Genomic DNA, 16,144 nt, shown 5'->3' on the forward strand with positions numbered 1-16,144 from the left:
GGGTTTTCAAATGGCCTCTTAGATCGACCAGCCACCGTCGATATTATAAGCTTGCCCCGACGTATAGGTGGCGCCGGCCAGATAGACGGCGAGATCGGCGATTTCCTCGGGCGTGCCGAGCCGGCCCATCGGCTGGCGGGCGATGAAGGCGGCGCGAGCTGCTTCGTAGTCGCCCTGCGCATGCATGCGGTCCTGCAGCGACGGGCTTTCGACCGTGCCCGGACAGATCGCATTGCAGCGTATGCCCTTGCCGACATAGTCGGCGGCGACCGACTTGGTCAGGCCGATGACGGCTGCCTTGGTTAGGCCATATACGAAGCGGTTCGGCACGCCCTTGGTCGAACTGGCCAGCGATGCCATGTTGATGATCGAGCCGTCGCCGCGCTCCAGCATGCCGGGCAGCACGGCGCGGATGGTGCGGATCATCGAGCGGACATTGAGATCATAGGCAAAGTCGAGATCGCCGTCCTTCATCTCGAGGATCGAGCCGGAATGGACGAAGCCGGCGCAATTGAACAGCACGTCCACGGCGCCGATCTCGGCAAAAGCGGCGTTCACCGCCTCGTCGTTCAGCACGTCGAGCTTGCGGGTCTTGATACCGGGCGTCTTGCCGAGGTCGGCGAGCACCACCTCGTTGATGTCGGTGGCATGGACGACCGCGCCGGCCTTGGCGAAAGCCAGCGCACTTGCCCGGCCGATGCCTTGCGCCGCCGCCGTGACGACAACGATCTTGCCTGTCAGATCCGCCATGCTTCTCTCCTCGCCCGTCTGTGATCGTTCGGCTTTTTACCGGCACAAGGCCGGGGCGCAATGTGCCAGCCGGGCAGTACCATCCCGCCTGTTTCGATATTCGCCCTGCCAACCAAATGTTTTTTCTCGGTAAAGAACATTTGTTGGCCCGTCAAGCCCGGACGTCCCTCCGGGACACTCAGTCGCCGTAGGGCACCCAGACGTTCTTGACCTCGATCGCACGGCGCAGCAAGGCATCGCCGGCTGCTTCGTTCGAGGGCCAGTCGAGGCTGTGGCCGTTGCCGGTCCAGACGCGTTTGAGATTGCCGATGGACTCGGCCTCGGCCTTGGCGCAAGTCTCGGCGTCGGCGAACACCCAGAGCCCGTCGACATCGTCATGCTTGGCCAATACGCCGGCAAGCTCGGCGCTACGGCCGGTGACGATATTGATGGCGCCTGCCGGAACGTCGGAATATTCGATGACCTGGTAGAGGTCGGTGGCAAGCAGCGGGTATTTTTCGGATGGCACTGCGACTACGGTGTTGCCCATGGCAAGCGCCGGCGCCACCAGCGAGATCAGGCCAAGCAGAGGCGCGTTGTCCGACGCGACGATACCGACGACCCCGACCGGTTCGTGCAGTGCCAGCGTGACGGCGCGGGCCGGCGGCTGGTGGACGCGGCCCTCGAATTTGTCGGCCAAGCCGGCATAGAGGAACAGGCGCTCGATCGACAGCTCGACCTCGTCACGCGCCGCCTTGGCGGTCGCGCCGGTGAGCTGGGTCAAACGGGCGGCAAACTCGTCGGCGCGGCCGGACAGATTTTCGCCCAGGTAGTAGAGCACTTGGCTGCGGTTGTGGGCGGTCGCCTCCGGCCAGGCCTTGCAGGCGCGCGCGGCCGCGACGGCGTCGCGGATATCCTTGCGGTTGCCGAGACCGACCTCGCTGGCAAGCTTGCCCTTGGCGGTGGCGACGGCGAAGGAATAATTGCCGTCCGGCCGGACCTGCTTGCCGCCGATGAACAGCTTTGCCGTGCGGTCGATGGCATCGCCTTCGGCCTGCTCGACAGGTTGCGCCGAAGACGTTGCCGGTTTGATGATCGGGCCGAGCGGCAGTTTTGCCGAGAGATATTCGAACATGCCCTCGCGCCCGCCTTCGCGGCCAAAGCCGCTCTCGCGGTAGCCGCCGAAGCCGCAGGAGGCGTCGAACATATTGGTGCCGTTGACCCAGACGACGCCGGCCTTCAATTGCGGCGCGACGTGCAGGGCAAGATTGATGTTCTCGCTCCACACCGAAGCAGCCAGGCCATAGCGCGTGTTGTTGGCGAGCTCGACCGCTTCCTCGGTGTTGCGAAAGGTCATGGTGGCGAGCACCGGCCCGAACACCTCTTCCTGTGCCAGAATGTTAGCCGGCGAAACACCTGTCGCCAGCGTTGGCAGATGGTAATAGCCCGAGGAGGGCAGCGCCGAGTCCGGCTGCCAGCAGATCGCGCCCTGCTTGGCGCCCTCGGCGATCAGGCCCTTGACGCGATCGAGCTGAGTCAAGTCGACCAGCGGGCCGATATCGGTGTTCTTGTCGAGCGGGCTGCCGACGCGCAGCCGGCTCATCCGCGTCTTGACCTTGGCGATGAAGGCATCGGCGATGCCTTCCTGCACCAGAAGGCGCGAGCCGGCACAGCACACCTGGCCTTGGTTGAACCAGATACCGTCGACCAGACCCTCGACGGCGCTGTCGAGGTCGGCATCCTCGAAAACGACGAATGCCGACTTGCCGCCAAGCTCCAGCGACAGTTTCTTGCCCGAACCGGCGGTGGCTTTGCGGATGATCTTGCCGACCTCGGACGAACCGGTGAAGGCAATCTTCTGGATGCCGGGATGATTGACGATTGCCCCACCCGCTTCCGGCCCGCCCTGGACGATGTTGACGACGCCCTTCGGCACGCCAGATCGTTCACAGATCTCGGCGAACAGGATCGCGGTGAGCGGCGTGAATTCGGCTGGCTTCAGCACCACGGTGCAGCCGGCGGCGAGCGCCGGCGCGATCTTCCAGGCCAGCATCAAGAGCGGGAAGTTCCACGGGATGATCTGGCCGACGACGCCGACCCCCTTATGGCCTGGAAAATCCCTGTCCAGCGCTTGCGCCCAGCCGGCATGATGGATGAAATGGCGGATGGCCAGCGGCACGTCGATGTCGCGGCTTTCGCGGATCGGCTTGCCATTGTCGATCGATTCCAGCACCGCGAACAGCCGTTGGTGGCGCTGCATGGCGCGGCCGATGGCGTAGAGCACTTTGGCGCGTTGATAACCAGTGCTGGCGCTCCATTTCGGCAGCGCTTTTGTGGCGGCCGAAACCGCCGCGTCGATATCGGCGGCACCGGCATCCGACACCTTGGCCAGCAGCTTTCTCGAGGACGGATCGCTGGTGTCGAAGGTTTTGCCTCCGCTGGCTGCCTTCCAGTCGCCGCCGATAAACAGCGCTTTGCCGAAATCCCACGCGGCAAGCCACGCATCGGCCTCGCTGCGCGCCTCCGGCGCCGGGCCGTATTCCATGGCGTGATAGCGTTCGAGAATGTTCATGGCGCGCTCCGAATCACGCCATCGCGTGGCGATGATTGGCCGAGTAGTGGCCGGTCAGATGATGCTCGAGCTGGCGCTCGATATCGGTCAAAAGGCTCGATGCTCCGAAGCGGAACAGCTCCGGCTCCAGCCACGGCCGGCCCAGCTCTTCCTTCATCAGCACCAGCCAGTCGAGCGAGGCTTTTGCCGTGGAAATGCCGCCGGCCGGCTTGAAGCCGATGAGATAGCCGGTTTCCTCGAAATAGGCGCGGATGGCGCGCACCATGGCAAGGCCGACCGGCAGCGTCGCGTTGACGCTTTCCTTGCCGGTCGAGGTCTTGATGAAATCTGCACCCGCCATCATTGCCACCATCGAGGCGAGCATGACGTTGCGCAGCGTCGCGAGGTCGCCGGTGCCGAGGATCACCTTCAGATGGGCCTCGCCGCAAGCGGCGCGCATCGAGACAATCTCGTTATAGAGCTCCTGCCATTTCGCCCCGAATACCAGGCCGCGCGGGATGACGACGTCGATCTCGTCGGCGCCGTCCCTTACCGATGCTTCGATCTCCTGCAGACGTGTCGAAAGCGGTGCAAGGCCATGCGGGAAAGCCGTGGAAACGGCGGCGACATGGACGCCGCTGCCGCGCAGCGCGTCGACGGCAGTGGCGACGAAGGGATGATAGACGCAGACCGCCGCCGGGCGGATCTTTTCACCAGTAATGCCGAGCCCCTCGGCAATGTCGCGACGGAACGGGTTGACCGCCTTGGCACAAAGCCGGCGCACGCGCTCTTCCGTGTCGTTCGAGTTCAGCGTCGTCAGGTCCATGCAGGCGACGGCGCGCAGCAGCCAGGCGGCCTGGTTATCGGCCTTGATCGAGCGTCTTTTGGTCAGGCTGGCGACGCGGCGTTCCAGCGCCGAGCGGTTGACGCCGCGCATCGATTCCATGAAGCCGAGATCGAGCCTCATGCCGGGATTGCGAGCAATGCCATGGGCTTGCGGGATTGGTGCATTGGCCGCGGCGCGCGCCGGCAGCGGCGTGATCTTGGACGTGCCGAGATCGGTTTCGCGGATTGTGCTGCTCATCTCCTGCCCCTTGTTCAGCGAGTTATGCCGAAGATAGACCGTGAAGCAGCGCTTCACGAGTCCTTCAAGCGGTCATAGCGGAAAAAGACAGTCAAGGCAGCCGATTTTTGACCGTATGGTCAAAATCAGGTTCGCAAACCAGTAGACTCTGAACTGCCGCGTCTCAGCCGACGAAGGCGCGCTCGACGACGAAGCTTGCCGGATGGTGCAGCGAGCCTTCCTGGAAGCCGAGGCTTTCGGCCAGTTCCTTGACGTCCTTGAGCATATGCATCGAGCCGCAGATCATGATGCGGTCGGTCTCGGGATTGAGCTTGTCGATGTCGAGATCGCTGTAGAATTTGCCCGAGCCGATCAGCGCGGTAATGCGGCCCATGCGCTCGGAGGTCTCGCGCGTCGTCGAATTGTAGAGCGTGACGCGGCCGCCGGTCAGTTCGCCGATCAGCGGGTCGTTCTCCAGTGCGGCCACCAGCTCCTGGCCGTAGGTGAGCTCGGCATTGTCGCGGCAGGTATGGGTCAGGATAACCTGCTCGAACTTCTCATAGGTATCGGGATCGCGCAGCAGGCTGGCGAAGGGCGCGATGCCGGTGCCTGTCGAGATCATGAACAGGCGCTTGGCCGGCGTCAGCGCGTCGACCACCAGCGTGCCGGTCGACTTCTGCCGCATGATAACGGTGTCGCCGATCTCGATCTTCTGCAGCTCCGAAGTGAGCGGGCCGTCCGGCACTTTGATCGAGAAGAATTCGAGTTCGTCGTCCCAGGCAGGGCTGGCGATCGAATAGGCGCGGAACACCGGCTTCTCGGCATTGGGCAGGCCGATCATGACGAACTCGCCGGAACGGAAGCGCAGCGATTGCGGCCGGGTGATGCGGAACGAAAACAGCCGGTCGGTATAATGCTTCACCGAGACGACGGTTTCGGCATAGACATTGGCCGGTATCGGGAACTGCAACGGCCGGGCGCCAGCAGTGTTGAACGCGGATGTGGTGTTCATCAAACCTAACCTTCCGGGCCAGCTCAGCGGCCGCGCCAAATCCTCACCTGCGCGCCCGAACCGGTCAGATTCCAGCGTGCCGTTTGCACACTCCGAAGCGGTAAGCTCTTGTGTCCGGAATTTATTAGTATACAAACGATATTTGCGTCAAGACGCCGCCGTAAAACAGCTTTCCAAACTAAGGCATGTAGGCAGTTCGGGCATTTCGGGTTTCGACAATGGGACAGAATTTTTCGGCGCAAGCTCTGGATTCGACGGGCAGCGTCGTCGCCGGTATCGATGTCGGCGGCACCTTTACCGACCTGCTTCTGATCGACGGCCGTGACGGCGGCCGGGTGCACATCGCCAAGACCCCGACGACAGTCGACAACCAGGCGTTCGGTGTCGTTTCGGCGCTTGGCGCCACCGGATTTCCGGTCGACGGCATCGACCTCATCGTGCACGGCACGACGACCACCACCAACGCGGTCCTGGAGCGCCGGCTGGCCAAGACCGGCATGATCACCACGCGCGGCTTTCGTGACGTTATCGAGCTTGGCCGGCGGACACGGCCGCAAGCCTATGGCATGACAGGCACGTTCGTGCCGATCATTCCGCGCAATCTGCGGCTCGAAGTGTCGGAGCGGGTCGAGGCCTCGGGCGCGGTGCGCATCCCGCTCGACGAGGCCGAGATGCGGGCAGCGATTTCACAACTGATCGCGGCCGGCTGCGAATCCCTCGTCATCCATTTCCTGCATTCCTACGCCAACCCGAGGCATGAGCGGCGTGCCGCCGAGATCGCGGCCGAGCTTTGGCCGAACGGCTACATCACGACAGGCCATGCGCTGCTTTCGGAAGCGCGCGAATTCGAGCGCGGCGTCACCGCTTCGGTCAACGCCTCGGTGCAACCGATCCTCGAACGCTATGTCGAGCGGCTGCGCAAGGAGCTGGCGTCAAAAGGCTACGCCCGCGACTTCCTGATCATGAACGGCAATGGCGGCATGATCTCGGCCCGCTTTGTCACACGTGAGTCGGCCAAGACTGTCATGTCCGGCCCCGCTTCCGGCGTCATTGCTGCCGCCTATACGGGAAAACGCGCCGGCTTCGAAAACCTGGTCACCTATGACATGGGCGGCACCTCGACCGACGTGGCGCTGATCCGCAACGCCGAGCCGGCGGTGTCGAACGAGATCGAGATCGAGTATGCGATGCCGATCCACGTGCCGATGGTGGCGGTGCATACGGTCGGCGCCGGCGGCGGCTCGATCGCCCACGTCGATGCGGCAGGCCTGATCCAGATCGGCCCGGAAAGCGCCGGCGCCAATCCCGGCCCGATATGCTACGGACGCGGCGGCTTGGAGCCGACCATCACCGACGCCAATCTGGTGCTCGGCAGGCTGGCGCCGAAGAAGCTGCTCGCGGTGGAAAACCCGGTCACCGTCGAACGGGTCACCGGCATATTCGAGGACAGGATCGGCCGCGCCACAGGCTTGTCCGGCGTCGAGGCGGCGGGTGCGGTGCTGCGGCTCGGCAACGTGAAGATGGCCGGCGCCATCCGCATGGTCTCGGTGTCGCGCGGCCACGACCCGCGCGATTTCGCGCTGTTCGCCTTCGGCGGCGCCGGGCCGCTGCATGCGACGGCACTGGCGCGCGAACTAGGCCTGCCGAAAGTGCTGGTGCCGGCGCGGCCAGGCATCACCAATGCTCTCGGCTGCGTCGTCGCCGATCTGCGCCATGATTTCGTCAACACGGTCAATCAGTCGGTGCCCAGTCTCGATGAAACCCAGCTCCATGAGACATTGGAACGGCACCGAAACGAAGGCGAGGAGCTGATCGGCAAGGAGGCGGTGAAGCCGGAAATGATCCGCGTCACGCATTCCGCCGACATGCAGTTCGTCGGCCAGACGCATATCATCAACGTGCCGCTGCCGTCGTCTGCGGTGACACGCGAGGGACTGCAGCACCTGTTCGAGAAGGCCTATTTCGCCCGCTTCAAGGTCCAGTTGCCGGAAATCCGCGCCAATCTGGTCAACCTCAACACCTCGGTCACCGGCGTGCGGCCGGCAATCGATCTGTCCCGGCTGATCGACCCGGCTGGGCGCGCCAAAACGCTCGAAGAGGCGCGGCGCGAGATCCGGCCTGTCTGGTATGGCGGGCGCTGGTACGACACGCCGGTCTACAGCAGAGAGAAGTTGCCGCTCGACGCAACAATCGAAGGTCCGGCGATCCTCGAACAGATGGACGCGACGACTGTGCTGGAGCCCGGCGACCGGGCGCGATCGGATGCCGACGGCAACATCATCATCGATATCGGCGAGGCCTGAGATGGAAAAACTCGACGCCATCACCCTTTCAGTCATCCAGGCGGCGCTACAGCAAGTCTGCGACGAAATGGACCTGACGTTTTCGCGCGCCGCGTTCTCGCCTGTCATCGCCGAGGCCAATGACCGTTCGGATGGCATCTATTCAGCGCTCGATGGTTCGCTGATCGCGCAAGGCAGCCAGGGCCTGCCGGTGTTCGTCGGCGTCATGCAGTATTCGACCAAAACCGTGATCGAGATGATCGCCGACGGACGCTGCCTGCCGCCCGAGCCGGGCGATATCTACATCGTCAACGATCCCTATCTCGGCGGCACCCACCTGATGGATGTGCGCTTCGCCATGCCGGTCTACCGCGACGGCAGGATATTCTGCTGGCTGTCGAACACCGGCCACTGGCCCGACATCGGCGGTTCGGTGCCGGGCGGCTTTTCCGCCTCGGCAACAGCGGTCGAGCAGGAAGGCTTGCGACTGCCGCCGGTGAAACTGTTCAAGAAGGGCGTGCTCGACCCTGAGATCTACGCCATCATCTGCTCGAACATCAGGGTTGCCGACCAGCGCATCGGCGACATCCGGGCGCAGGCGGCGGCACTGCTGATCGGTCAAGACCGACTGAACGGAATCCTGGATCGTTACGGAGATGAAACGGTCGTCGATGCGATCGCCGAACTGCGCCGCCGCGCCGCCGAACAGATGCGCGCGAACATATCAGCCATTCCCGACGGCATTTACCGGTCGCAGGCTTTTGTTGATTCCGACGGCGTGGTCAACGAGCCGCTGACTATCGCGCTGGCCGTCGAAAAACAGGGCGACACGCTCAGCTTCGACTTCTCCGGTTCGTCAAAGCCCTGCGCTGGGCCGATGAACAGCGTGCTGGCGACGACCTTGTCCTCGGTCTATCTCGCCATGCGGCACATTTTCCCCGACGTGCCGATCAGCGCCGGCGCCTTCGAGCCGCTGATCGTCAAGCGGCCGGAAGGCACCTTCCTCGACGCCAAATATCCGCGCCCGGTATCGGGCTGCGCGGCCGAGGTTTCGCAGCGCATTGCTGAAGCGGTGTTCGCGGCGATGGTGCAGGCGCTGCCGGACAAGGTGACGGCGGCCCCCGCCGGCTCCAGCGGCAATTTCGCGCTCGGCGGCAACGATCCGGCCCGCGGCCGCGATTATGTCATGTATCAGATCTCCGGGGGCGGGTATGGCGGCAATGCCGGTCACGACGGCCTGACCAATGGCTGCTCGACCATAGGCATCTCCAAGTCGCCGCCGGTCGAAATCATGGAGCAGGCCTTCCCGGTGCTCTACCGCCACTATGCCTTGCGCGAAGGCTCGGGCGGCGCCGGCAAGCATCGCGGCGGTTTTGGCCTCGCCTATGAGGTCGAGATCCTGCGCGGCGACGCCCGCGCCTCCTTCGTCATGGATCACGGCCGGTTCGGCCCGCAAGGCGTGCTCGGCGGCAAGGACGGCGCGGTCAACACGGTCACCGTGTTCCGCGACGGCAAGGAACATGTGCCGCCGCATCTGTCCAAGGAGCAGGACATCGCGCTGAAGACAGGCGACCGCGTGTGCGTCGGCACGCCTGGCGGCGGCGGCTACGGCGATCCGTTGCAGCGCGATCCGCAATTGGTCGCTCGGGATGTCAAGCTCGGCTACTATACCGCAGAGCAAGCCAGAGACCTGTTCGGAGTCGTAGCGGATGAGCAATCCAAATCCCCTGGAGGCTGATCTCTCGTCCGAACTGGCCCACGCAGTCGAACGCGTCTATGCCGCTTTCGCGTCTTATCCATCGCCCCGCCACCTGCATGGCTCGCCGTACAAGGATTTGGAATCGATCTTTCGGGGAGTATCCAGTGGTCCGCTTCGGGAGCTCAGTGGTGAAAACCTCGGCGCCTATGCCGGATCGGCCATATGGACGGTCGGCGACGTCGATGACTACCGGCACTTTCTGCCGAGAGTGCTTGAACTTGCCATCCAAGGCGAACCTTCGATGGGGTTCGACGCCAACGTGATTGCCGCAAAGCTCGAAAGGACCTCCTGGCGCGATTGGCCGTTGGAAGAACAGCAGGCTGTCGAGGTGCTGTTTCAGGTTGCCTGGCGAAAAGCGATGACCATACATCCCGATGAAGGGAACGCGGTTCCCTGGCTGGAGGGCATAGTGCTTGCCGGAATGGATGTAGCAGCTGCATTAGCGGCATGGCGTGATAGCCCTTACCCCGAGGCCATGTTGCACTGTGCGGACTTGATTACCGGCAACATCAAGACACTCGATAAGGGGCAGGTGATCTTCAGCGAACAGGTCACCACATGGCTTCTATCCGACAGTCTCGCCTGGCACTTGTTCACCGTCGCGGTCGAGGCTCCCTTGCGCCCCGACGATCGCGAAAAGCTCGCTTGGGCGAGCGAGACCATCGAGAACAATCTGAACTTTCCCGGAAATTAAAGGCGTTGATTGGCCGCGTTTCGCCGGTCACGCTCTGTGGTCCAGCCTCGCGACCAGCCGGTCGCCGGCCCACTGGATGCCGCAGACCAGGATGATCAGCACAATGACAACGGCGATCATGACGGATGTCTCGAAGCGCTGGTAGCCGTAGCGGATGGCGAGGTCGCCGAGACCGCCGGCGCCGATGGCACCGGCCATGGCCGAGGCGCCGATCAGCGTCACCAGCGTCACCGTGAAGCCGGCAACGATGCCGGGCAACGCTTCCGGCACCAGCACCTCGCGAATGATCGTCCAGCGGTTGCCGCCCATGGCGCGTGCTGCCTCGATCAGCCCGTGGTCGACCTCGCGCAGCGACACTTCGGCGATCCGCGCATAGTAGGGCGTCGCCGCGATCGACAGCGGCACAATCGCTGCCCAGGTGCCGATCGAGGTGCCGACGATCAGCCGCGTCACCGGGATCAGCGCAACCAGCAGGATGATGAAAGGCACCGAGCGGAAGCCGTTGATGACCGCTCCGAGCGCGCGGTTCACCCACAGGTTTTCGGCGATACCGCCGCGGTCGGTGGCGACCAGCGCCAGGCCGAGCGGCAGCCCGAAAACCAGCGAGATGAGGCCGGAGGCGGCCGTCATCAGGATCGTTTCCCAGATCGAACGGACGAGAAGCTCAAACAGAACCGGCGACATGGCCAAGCACCTCCACCCGCGCTTGGCGGGCTTTCAAGAACGCGATCACCTCTGCCAGGTGAGCTTCATTGCTGCCGGCGACCGCCACGAACAGTGTCCCGACAGGCTGCTGCTGAACGTGATCGATGCCGCCATGCACGAGGCGGAACGAGCCGGGAACTGCCGAGGCAAGATCGGACAAAAGCGGGCTTCGGGCGGCCTCACCCGCCACGTCGATCCTGAGGATCGCCTCCAGGCCGGCGTTCTGCGTTAGCCGGCTTGCGATCTCCGCCGGCAATTGCGGCCGGATGCCGCCGAGCAGGCTTTGTGTGATCGCCGACTTCGGATCGGCAAACACCGACCACACCGGCCCTTGCTCGACGATCCGCCCAGCGTCAATCACCGCGACACGATCGGCGATCGAACGGATCACCTCCATCTCATGGGTGATGAGCAGGATGGTCAGGCCGAGCTGCCGGTTGATATCCCTGAGCAAGGCGAGGATGGAGCGCGTCGTCTCCGGGTCCAATGCCGAGGTCGCTTCGTCGGACAGCAGCAGCGCCGGGCGCGCCGCAAGCGCCCGGGCAATGCCGACGCGCTGCTTCTGCCCGCCCGACAGCGACGCCGGATAGGCTTTCGCCTTCTCCGACAGGCCGACGAGCTCGAGCAGCTCGGCAGCGCGCGCCAGGCGTTCGGCCCTGGGCCGGCCTTCGATCTTGAGCGGCAGCGCTACGTTGTCTTCGACCGTCTTGGCAGACAGCAGGTTGAAATGCTGGAAGATCATGCCGATACGCCGGCGCAGCGGTTGCAATTCGCGCTCGCCGAGCCGGCTGATGTCGCGGCCTTCAATGAAGACTTGTCCTGTATCCGGCCGCTCCAGGCCGTTCAGGCAGCGTATCAGCGTCGACTTGCCGGCGCCGCTCCGGCCGATGATGCCGAGGATCTCGCCCTGGCGCACGCTGAGCGATACGCCGTCCAGCGCCGCTGTCGCGCCGAAGCGGCGCTTCAGCTCGATGAGGCGCACGACGTCGTTCGGTCCGGCGGAACGGCTGCCGACGGGATGCATGACTTCGGTGACCGAGGCGAAATGCTGGTTCATGAGAGTTCCTGTATTGGTGTCCCGCAAAACGCGATCGCGGTCCGCGTTGGAGCGCGGACCGCTTTATCATGCCGGGCTTCAGCGCCAAGTCGAGCTCGGCATCAATAGGCGCTGATGCCGGTTCCCTTGTAGACTCGGTCGAATTCGGCCTTCACCTTTTCGTTCTGGTAGGAGGCGACCAATATCTTTACCCAGGGCTGGTTTTCATTGCCGGCCTTGACCGCGATGAAGTTGCGGTAGGGATTGTCGGCCACCGCCTCCTGGGCGATGCGGTTCTCCGGTGTGAGGCCGCTTTTAAGCGCCCAATCCGTGTTGACCACGGCCCCGTCGAGGTCTTCCACCGAGCGCCCGACAATGCCGGCGTCCAGCTCCTTGACGACCAATTTCTTCGGGTTTTCGGCAATGTCGGTGGTCGTCGCCAGAATGCCGGTGCCTTCCCTGAGCTTGATCAGACCTTCGCTCTGCAGAACGCGCAGTGCGCGGCCCTCATTGGACGGGTCGTTCGGCACGCCAATGACGGCGCCTTCGGGCAGGTCGGCAATCTTCGTGTACTTCTTGGAATAGAGGCCGATCGGCCAGACCCCGGTATAGCCGACCGGGACGATGTGATAGCCCTGCGTCTTGATCTGGTTGTCGAGATAGGGCTTGTGCTGGAAGGCGTTGGCGTCGATTTCGCCACGCTCGAGTGCTTCATTCGGCTGGGTGTAGTCGTTGAACACCACGGTCTCGATCGTCAGCCCCCTCTCCGCCGCCTGGGCGGTGACGACGCGCCACACATCCTCGTCCTCGCCGCTCATGATGCCGACCTTGACCGCCGTCTTGTCTTCGGCGAACGACGGCGCAGCAAGGCCGACAATCGCAACCGCCGACGCGAAAAGTACAGCCAGACCGGCGCGCCGGTTTATACTTGCGGAGAGAAATGAGAGCAAAGTGTTGGTATTCCAAGACATGATCTATCCCGTCGGTTCTGAAGTCGTTGCGGCCAGGCGGAGTGCCAAGCCTTGCCGGCATCATCGGGAATGCTGACCATCGGATCAAAGCACCGTATTTCCCGCGAAATGCGAAGCCAGGAATATTCTCTCAAAGTTTCGGGCCTGGCGAGCACAGGGCGTGCTGGGATCATGCGTTCTAAGCCAATGCTGGTTCAGAAATTGTCCGGACGTCGTCTCCGCTACGAGGCCCGCCGTGCTTCGAAGCGGCGGGCCTTTCTGCGTCCGAATGCCCAACACGGGCAGCAGTGTGGGATTCGACAATGCTGGACGCGCCGCATGTCCCTTCAAAGCGACGCGCTTGCTCACTCGATGACCTTTACAATCCTGCGCGTGCCAGGATCGACCAGGACGGTCCGATTGTCGACGACGACGTAGCGGTATTTGACGTCGGGAACCTCATGAAGCTCGACGGTATCGGGCAGGGTCGAGCCGACATTGAGCTCCACGCCGGGAAGCTGGACGGACGCCAGAGGCTGCTTTTTCACATACTCGCGTACGATCGTCTCCTGCTGCGGTTCGATGATCACGTCCTGAGCGGCAGCGGCGCCAACACCCGCAAGCAGCAAGAACCCAGCCGCGGCGGCCGAAAGATGCATTCTCATGATCGTCTCCTTTCGTCGTGAGCCACCTCTGCGCTGCGCCGCGTCATGCTGTTCGCAGCGGGGTCGCTATAGGCCGGTAACGTCATCAGGTGGAGCTTGTTCCGCCACTCGGATCGCTTGCCGTTTCGCTCCATTATTTTGGAACAAAGTTTTTTAGCCGCAGTTTTGCGCGGTGAAGGGACGCGTTTTCCAAGGAGATCTCTCATGAAGGGCGTTCTGATCACCAGCATGCTAGCAATCAGCGTCAGCTGCGGGGCTGCACTTGCCCAGACGCAGCAGTCGACCGACGACCAGTCCGGCGCCAATTGTGCAGCCGGCACTGCCAATTGCCAGAACGGCGCCAAGATGGGCGAGCAGGCTCAGGGCAAGGCCGGCGCTGCAACTGATCAACAGGCGCAAGGCAACAAGAAGCTGAAGACCGATGAGCAAGCCAAAGGCAAGGCCGGCGCAACGACTGACCAGCAAGCCCAGGGCAAGGCTGGCGCCACGACTGACCAGCAGGCCCAGGGCAACACAAAGATGAAGACCGATCAGCAAGCCCAGGGCAAGGCCGGAACCACCACCACCGAGCAGGCCCAAGGCAACACGAAAATGAAGACCGAGGAGCAGGCTCAGGGCAAGACTGGGACCACGACCACCGAGCAGACTCAGGGCAATGCCTCGACGCAGACGCAAGACCAGAGTTCGACCGCTTCCATCAACAATGTGACCGTTGAACAGAAGACGGAGATCACGCAGGTCATCAAGGAGACGAACGTCCAACCGGTTTCCAGCGTCGATTTCGACATCTCTGTCGGTGTCGAGGTTCCGCGAAAGAAGGTCCGGCTGCATCGCCTGCCGGCGCGCATCGTCAAGATCGTTCCGGCTTACGAAGGCTATGAGTATTTCGTGCTCGCCGACGGCCGGATCGTCATCGTCGACCCGAATACCTACAAGATCGTGATTATCCTGACCTAGTCGTGGCCAGACGGTCTACCGTGGGTTGATGCACCAAAAAGGCCCGCCGCGCAGCTCGGGCGGCGGGCTTTTCCGTACCCGGCTCGAGCGTCTGCAAATCGCAAATCAAGGTCCGTCCTCGGGGCGAGGAGTGAGCACGGTGTGATCGATGGTGTCGGGCAGGCAGGGACTGGGCACGCAGCTTGTTCGGACTGACGCGGTGGTCATGGCATCGATATCCGTAACCAGCACCATTCTCGCGTAGTGCCGCGGCCACAGCGGGTCTCCAAACAGGACGAAGACGCCGCCAATCATCAAGGCCAGCAACATGAGAGCCGTAACATTTGCAAATATCTCGCCGTAGCGCATGAAGGCAGCCTGTCCCGTTCGGAAAGCGATTTCAGCCTGTGACAGCGGCGACCAGGACGGCGCCGAAAGCCGGCGCTACTATCCTTGAGGCCCCGCGAATGCCGCCTTCCATTGGATCCTCCCCGAACAAGCCGGATAAATAACGACACTCTCGGTGCTTTGTTCCCGGCCGTGTCGCCGGACGACAGCCGCGTCACACAGGCCGTGTGTGGGGCGGCCTTTCGTTTGCAAAAGGCACTCTTCCTCTCATTGATGCGCGGCAGCAAGGTCCTTGACATGACGTTCGTGCATTTGCAGCACCGGCAGCGTCTTCTTGGCAAACTCCTTCATCGCCGGATCGTCGCCGGAATTCGCGTAAGCGGAAAACAGCGCCACCGCTTCCTTATGCGCCTGGGTCTGCATGTCGATATATTTCGATTGGAAGCTGTCCCCGCTGGCCTCCTTGAGTTGATCGAGCAGCGCCTGGTGCTTGGTGTCCAGCGACGGGCCGGCTGGCGCGGTGGCCGAAGTCGTCTGACCCTTGCTGAGCGCCGCCTTGAAGTCCTCGCCGGCCTTGGTGTGGTCCGTGACCATTTGCGCCGCGAATGCCTTCACGTCGTCGGCAGTCGCCTGCGTCTGCGCAAGTCGGCTCGATTCGATTTCGAATGTATTGGCGATGGGCACGGTCTTGACGAACGTCGCGGTGTCAACCTTGCTCATGGTGTCGGTCGTTAGAGGCGTCAGCGTCGCCGATTGGGCAAAAGCAGCCAAAGGTGCGCCAGCCATCATCGCTGCCGCAGTGATGGATAGAAGGGTTTTCATGGGGGTTCTCCGAGGCTGATGTCATCCCTCCGATGGCTCAACGCGCAAGCTGCGGCGAGGTTGCCTGGTCGCGGCGGCCACAGCCGCCGCCACGCCAAACAATGAGTTGGAAACGCAAAACAAAAGACGCCGGCTGCGTCCTGCAAAGTGCAACGCAAGCCACGAGATCGTACGGAATCGTACAAGCTCTTTCGCTTTGCGGCAGTCTTGCTATCGTTGGCTGGGAGAGAGATGGGTGGAGGCTTCCGTGGGGCAGATCAAGTCGCCGCTAGGAATCGGTATTGACACCGACGCTGCCGTTCATACCATCATGGCCGACTATCATTCCGGCGACATTCTCTCGACCACCGTCGTCATAGCCGATTTGCGCAAACGCTTTCCCCGGTTCCGGCAAACCGACGAGGAGCTGGTTGGCTTCATCGTTCGGGCGCTGGACGGTCGGGATATCGCGGTCAGCTTCGACCACCGCGGCCGCTAGGCTGATTTTACGGCAAAACCAGCCGGGGGGGGGGGGGGGGGGGGGCGGGGGGGGGCGGGGCGGTGGGCTGGGGGGGGGGGGGGAGCGGGCGGGGGGGGGGTGGGGGGGCGGGGG

The 16,144-nt window shown here is 63.2% G+C and carries 15 protein-coding genes; 5 read left to right on the forward strand and 10 right to left on the reverse strand.

Annotation, left to right across the window (positions count from 1 at the left end; all coding sequences use genetic code 11):
* Window positions 1-18 precede the first annotated feature (18 nt).
* From NKI97_RS13685 to NKI97_RS13700, 4 genes are all read right to left on the reverse strand, one after another.
* The gene (locus tag NKI97_RS13685; protein WP_254815741.1) at window positions 19-750 is read right to left on the reverse strand and encodes an SDR family oxidoreductase; all 732 of its coding nucleotides are present in this window, start codon (window positions 748-750) and stop codon (window positions 19-21) included.
* Window positions 751-928: 178 nt separating this feature from the next.
* Window positions 929-3,301 carry an aldehyde dehydrogenase family protein gene (locus NKI97_RS13690; RefSeq protein WP_352449599.1) on the reverse strand — a complete coding sequence of 791 codons (2,373 nt, stop codon included), beginning with the start codon at window positions 3,299-3,301 and terminating at the stop codon, window positions 929-931.
* A gap of 13 nt (window positions 3,302-3,314) precedes the next feature.
* On the reverse strand, window positions 3,315-4,364 hold the full coding sequence (gene deoC, locus NKI97_RS13695) for a deoxyribose-phosphate aldolase (protein ID WP_352834646.1): 1,050 nt from the start codon (window positions 4,362-4,364) through the stop codon (window positions 3,315-3,317).
* 163 nt (window positions 4,365-4,527) lie between these two features.
* Window positions 4,528-5,355 (reverse strand): ferredoxin--NADP reductase, encoded by an 828-nt coding sequence (locus NKI97_RS13700; RefSeq protein WP_352449597.1) that lies wholly within the window; start codon window positions 5,353-5,355, stop codon window positions 4,528-4,530.
* A 218-nt stretch (window positions 5,356-5,573) separates the two neighbouring features.
* Here NKI97_RS13700 and NKI97_RS13705 point away from each other — a divergent pair, with 218 nt between their 5' ends.
* Genes NKI97_RS13705 through NKI97_RS13715 form a run of 3 tightly spaced genes read left to right on the forward strand, consistent with a single transcriptional unit; the run spans window position 5,574 to window position 10,090 of the window.
* A complete protein-coding gene (locus tag NKI97_RS13705; protein ID WP_352449596.1) occupies window positions 5,574-7,658 on the forward strand; it encodes a hydantoinase/oxoprolinase family protein in 2,085 nt (694 codons plus the stop codon).
* Window position 7,659: 1 nt separating this feature from the next.
* Window positions 7,660-9,375, forward strand: a complete 1,716-nt coding sequence (locus NKI97_RS13710) for a hydantoinase B/oxoprolinase family protein (RefSeq protein WP_352449595.1) — start codon at window positions 7,660-7,662, stop codon at window positions 9,373-9,375.
* Window positions 9,347-10,090, forward strand: a complete 744-nt coding sequence (locus tag NKI97_RS13715) for a hypothetical protein (RefSeq protein WP_352449594.1) — start codon at window positions 9,347-9,349, stop codon at window positions 10,088-10,090. The genes NKI97_RS13710 and NKI97_RS13715 overlap by 29 nt, the downstream gene beginning before the upstream one ends.
* A gap of 27 nt (window positions 10,091-10,117) precedes the next feature.
* On the opposite strand, the gene NKI97_RS13720 is transcribed toward NKI97_RS13715, so the two are convergent.
* From NKI97_RS13720 to NKI97_RS13735, 4 genes are all read right to left on the reverse strand, one after another.
* A complete protein-coding gene (locus NKI97_RS13720) occupies window positions 10,118-10,774 on the reverse strand; it encodes a methionine ABC transporter permease (RefSeq protein WP_352449593.1) in 657 nt (218 codons plus the stop codon).
* Window positions 10,755-11,819 (reverse strand): methionine ABC transporter ATP-binding protein, encoded by a 1,065-nt coding sequence (locus NKI97_RS13725; RefSeq protein ID WP_352449634.1) that lies wholly within the window; start codon window positions 11,817-11,819, stop codon window positions 10,755-10,757. Before NKI97_RS13725 ends, NKI97_RS13720 begins: the two co-directional genes overlap by 20 nt.
* A gap of 134 nt (window positions 11,820-11,953) precedes the next feature.
* On the reverse strand, window positions 11,954-12,802 hold the full coding sequence (locus tag NKI97_RS13730; protein WP_352449592.1) for a MetQ/NlpA family lipoprotein: 849 nt from the start codon (window positions 12,800-12,802) through the stop codon (window positions 11,954-11,956).
* 344 nt (window positions 12,803-13,146) lie between these two features.
* The gene (locus NKI97_RS13735; protein ID WP_352449591.1) at window positions 13,147-13,446 is read right to left on the reverse strand and encodes a DUF1236 domain-containing protein; all 300 of its coding nucleotides are present in this window, start codon (window positions 13,444-13,446) and stop codon (window positions 13,147-13,149) included.
* A 204-nt stretch (window positions 13,447-13,650) separates the two neighbouring features.
* Here NKI97_RS13735 and NKI97_RS13740 point away from each other — a divergent pair, with 204 nt between their 5' ends.
* The gene (locus tag NKI97_RS13740; RefSeq protein ID WP_352449590.1) at window positions 13,651-14,403 is read left to right on the forward strand and encodes a DUF1236 domain-containing protein; all 753 of its coding nucleotides are present in this window, start codon (window positions 13,651-13,653) and stop codon (window positions 14,401-14,403) included.
* Between the two features lie 105 nt (window positions 14,404-14,508).
* Here NKI97_RS13740 and NKI97_RS13745 read toward each other — a convergent pair whose 3' ends face one another.
* Window positions 14,509-14,751: a polymerase gene (locus NKI97_RS13745; RefSeq protein WP_352449589.1), complete on the reverse strand. Its 243-nt coding sequence runs from the start codon at window positions 14,749-14,751 to the stop codon at window positions 14,509-14,511.
* 246 nt (window positions 14,752-14,997) lie between these two features.
* Window positions 14,998-15,552, reverse strand: coding sequence for a DUF4142 domain-containing protein (locus NKI97_RS13750; protein WP_352449588.1), 555 nt, complete (start codon window positions 15,550-15,552; stop codon window positions 14,998-15,000).
* A gap of 235 nt (window positions 15,553-15,787) precedes the next feature.
* Between NKI97_RS13750 and NKI97_RS13755 the strand changes: the two genes are divergently transcribed.
* Window positions 15,788-16,030, forward strand: a complete 243-nt coding sequence (locus tag NKI97_RS13755) for a hypothetical protein (RefSeq protein WP_352617842.1) — start codon at window positions 15,788-15,790, stop codon at window positions 16,028-16,030.
* Window positions 16,031-16,144: the final 114 nt, after the last annotated feature.

The sequence above is a fragment of the Mesorhizobium sp. M0296 genome (assembly GCF_040321675.1).
GTDB lineage: Bacteria > Pseudomonadota > Alphaproteobacteria > Rhizobiales > Rhizobiaceae > Mesorhizobium.

What these genes read in the sequence shown, in the direction of transcription:
- NKI97_RS13685 (WP_254815741.1), bottom strand. Translation starts at nt 750, where the DNA reads ATGGCGGATCTGACAGGCAAGATCGTTGTCGTCACGGCGGCGGCGCAA.
- NKI97_RS13690 (WP_352449599.1), bottom strand. Translation starts at nt 3,301, where the DNA reads ATGAACATTCTCGAACGCTATCACGCCATGGAATACGGCCCGGCGCCG.
- deoC (WP_352834646.1), bottom strand. Translation starts at nt 4,364, where the DNA reads ATGAGCAGCACAATCCGCGAAACCGATCTCGGCACGTCCAAGATCACG.
- NKI97_RS13700 (WP_352449597.1), bottom strand. Translation starts at nt 5,355, where the DNA reads ATGAACACCACATCCGCGTTCAACACTGCTGGCGCCCGGCCGTTGCAG.
- NKI97_RS13705 (WP_352449596.1), top strand. Translation starts at nt 5,574, where the DNA reads ATGGGACAGAATTTTTCGGCGCAAGCTCTGGATTCGACGGGCAGCGTC.
- NKI97_RS13710 (WP_352449595.1), top strand. Translation starts at nt 7,660, where the DNA reads ATGGAAAAACTCGACGCCATCACCCTTTCAGTCATCCAGGCGGCGCTA.
- NKI97_RS13715 (WP_352449594.1), top strand. Translation starts at nt 9,347, where the DNA reads ATGAGCAATCCAAATCCCCTGGAGGCTGATCTCTCGTCCGAACTGGCC.
- NKI97_RS13720 (WP_352449593.1), bottom strand. Translation starts at nt 10,774, where the DNA reads ATGTCGCCGGTTCTGTTTGAGCTTCTCGTCCGTTCGATCTGGGAAACG.
- NKI97_RS13725 (WP_352449634.1), bottom strand. Translation starts at nt 11,819, where the DNA reads ATGCATCCCGTCGGCAGCCGTTCCGCCGGACCGAACGACGTCGTGCGC.
- NKI97_RS13730 (WP_352449592.1), bottom strand. Translation starts at nt 12,802, where the DNA reads ATGTCTTGGAATACCAACACTTTGCTCTCATTTCTCTCCGCAAGTATA.
- NKI97_RS13735 (WP_352449591.1), bottom strand. Translation starts at nt 13,446, where the DNA reads ATGAGAATGCATCTTTCGGCCGCCGCGGCTGGGTTCTTGCTGCTTGCG.
- NKI97_RS13740 (WP_352449590.1), top strand. Translation starts at nt 13,651, where the DNA reads ATGAAGGGCGTTCTGATCACCAGCATGCTAGCAATCAGCGTCAGCTGC.
- NKI97_RS13745 (WP_352449589.1), bottom strand. Translation starts at nt 14,751, where the DNA reads ATGCGCTACGGCGAGATATTTGCAAATGTTACGGCTCTCATGTTGCTG.
- NKI97_RS13750 (WP_352449588.1), bottom strand. Translation starts at nt 15,552, where the DNA reads ATGAAAACCCTTCTATCCATCACTGCGGCAGCGATGATGGCTGGCGCA.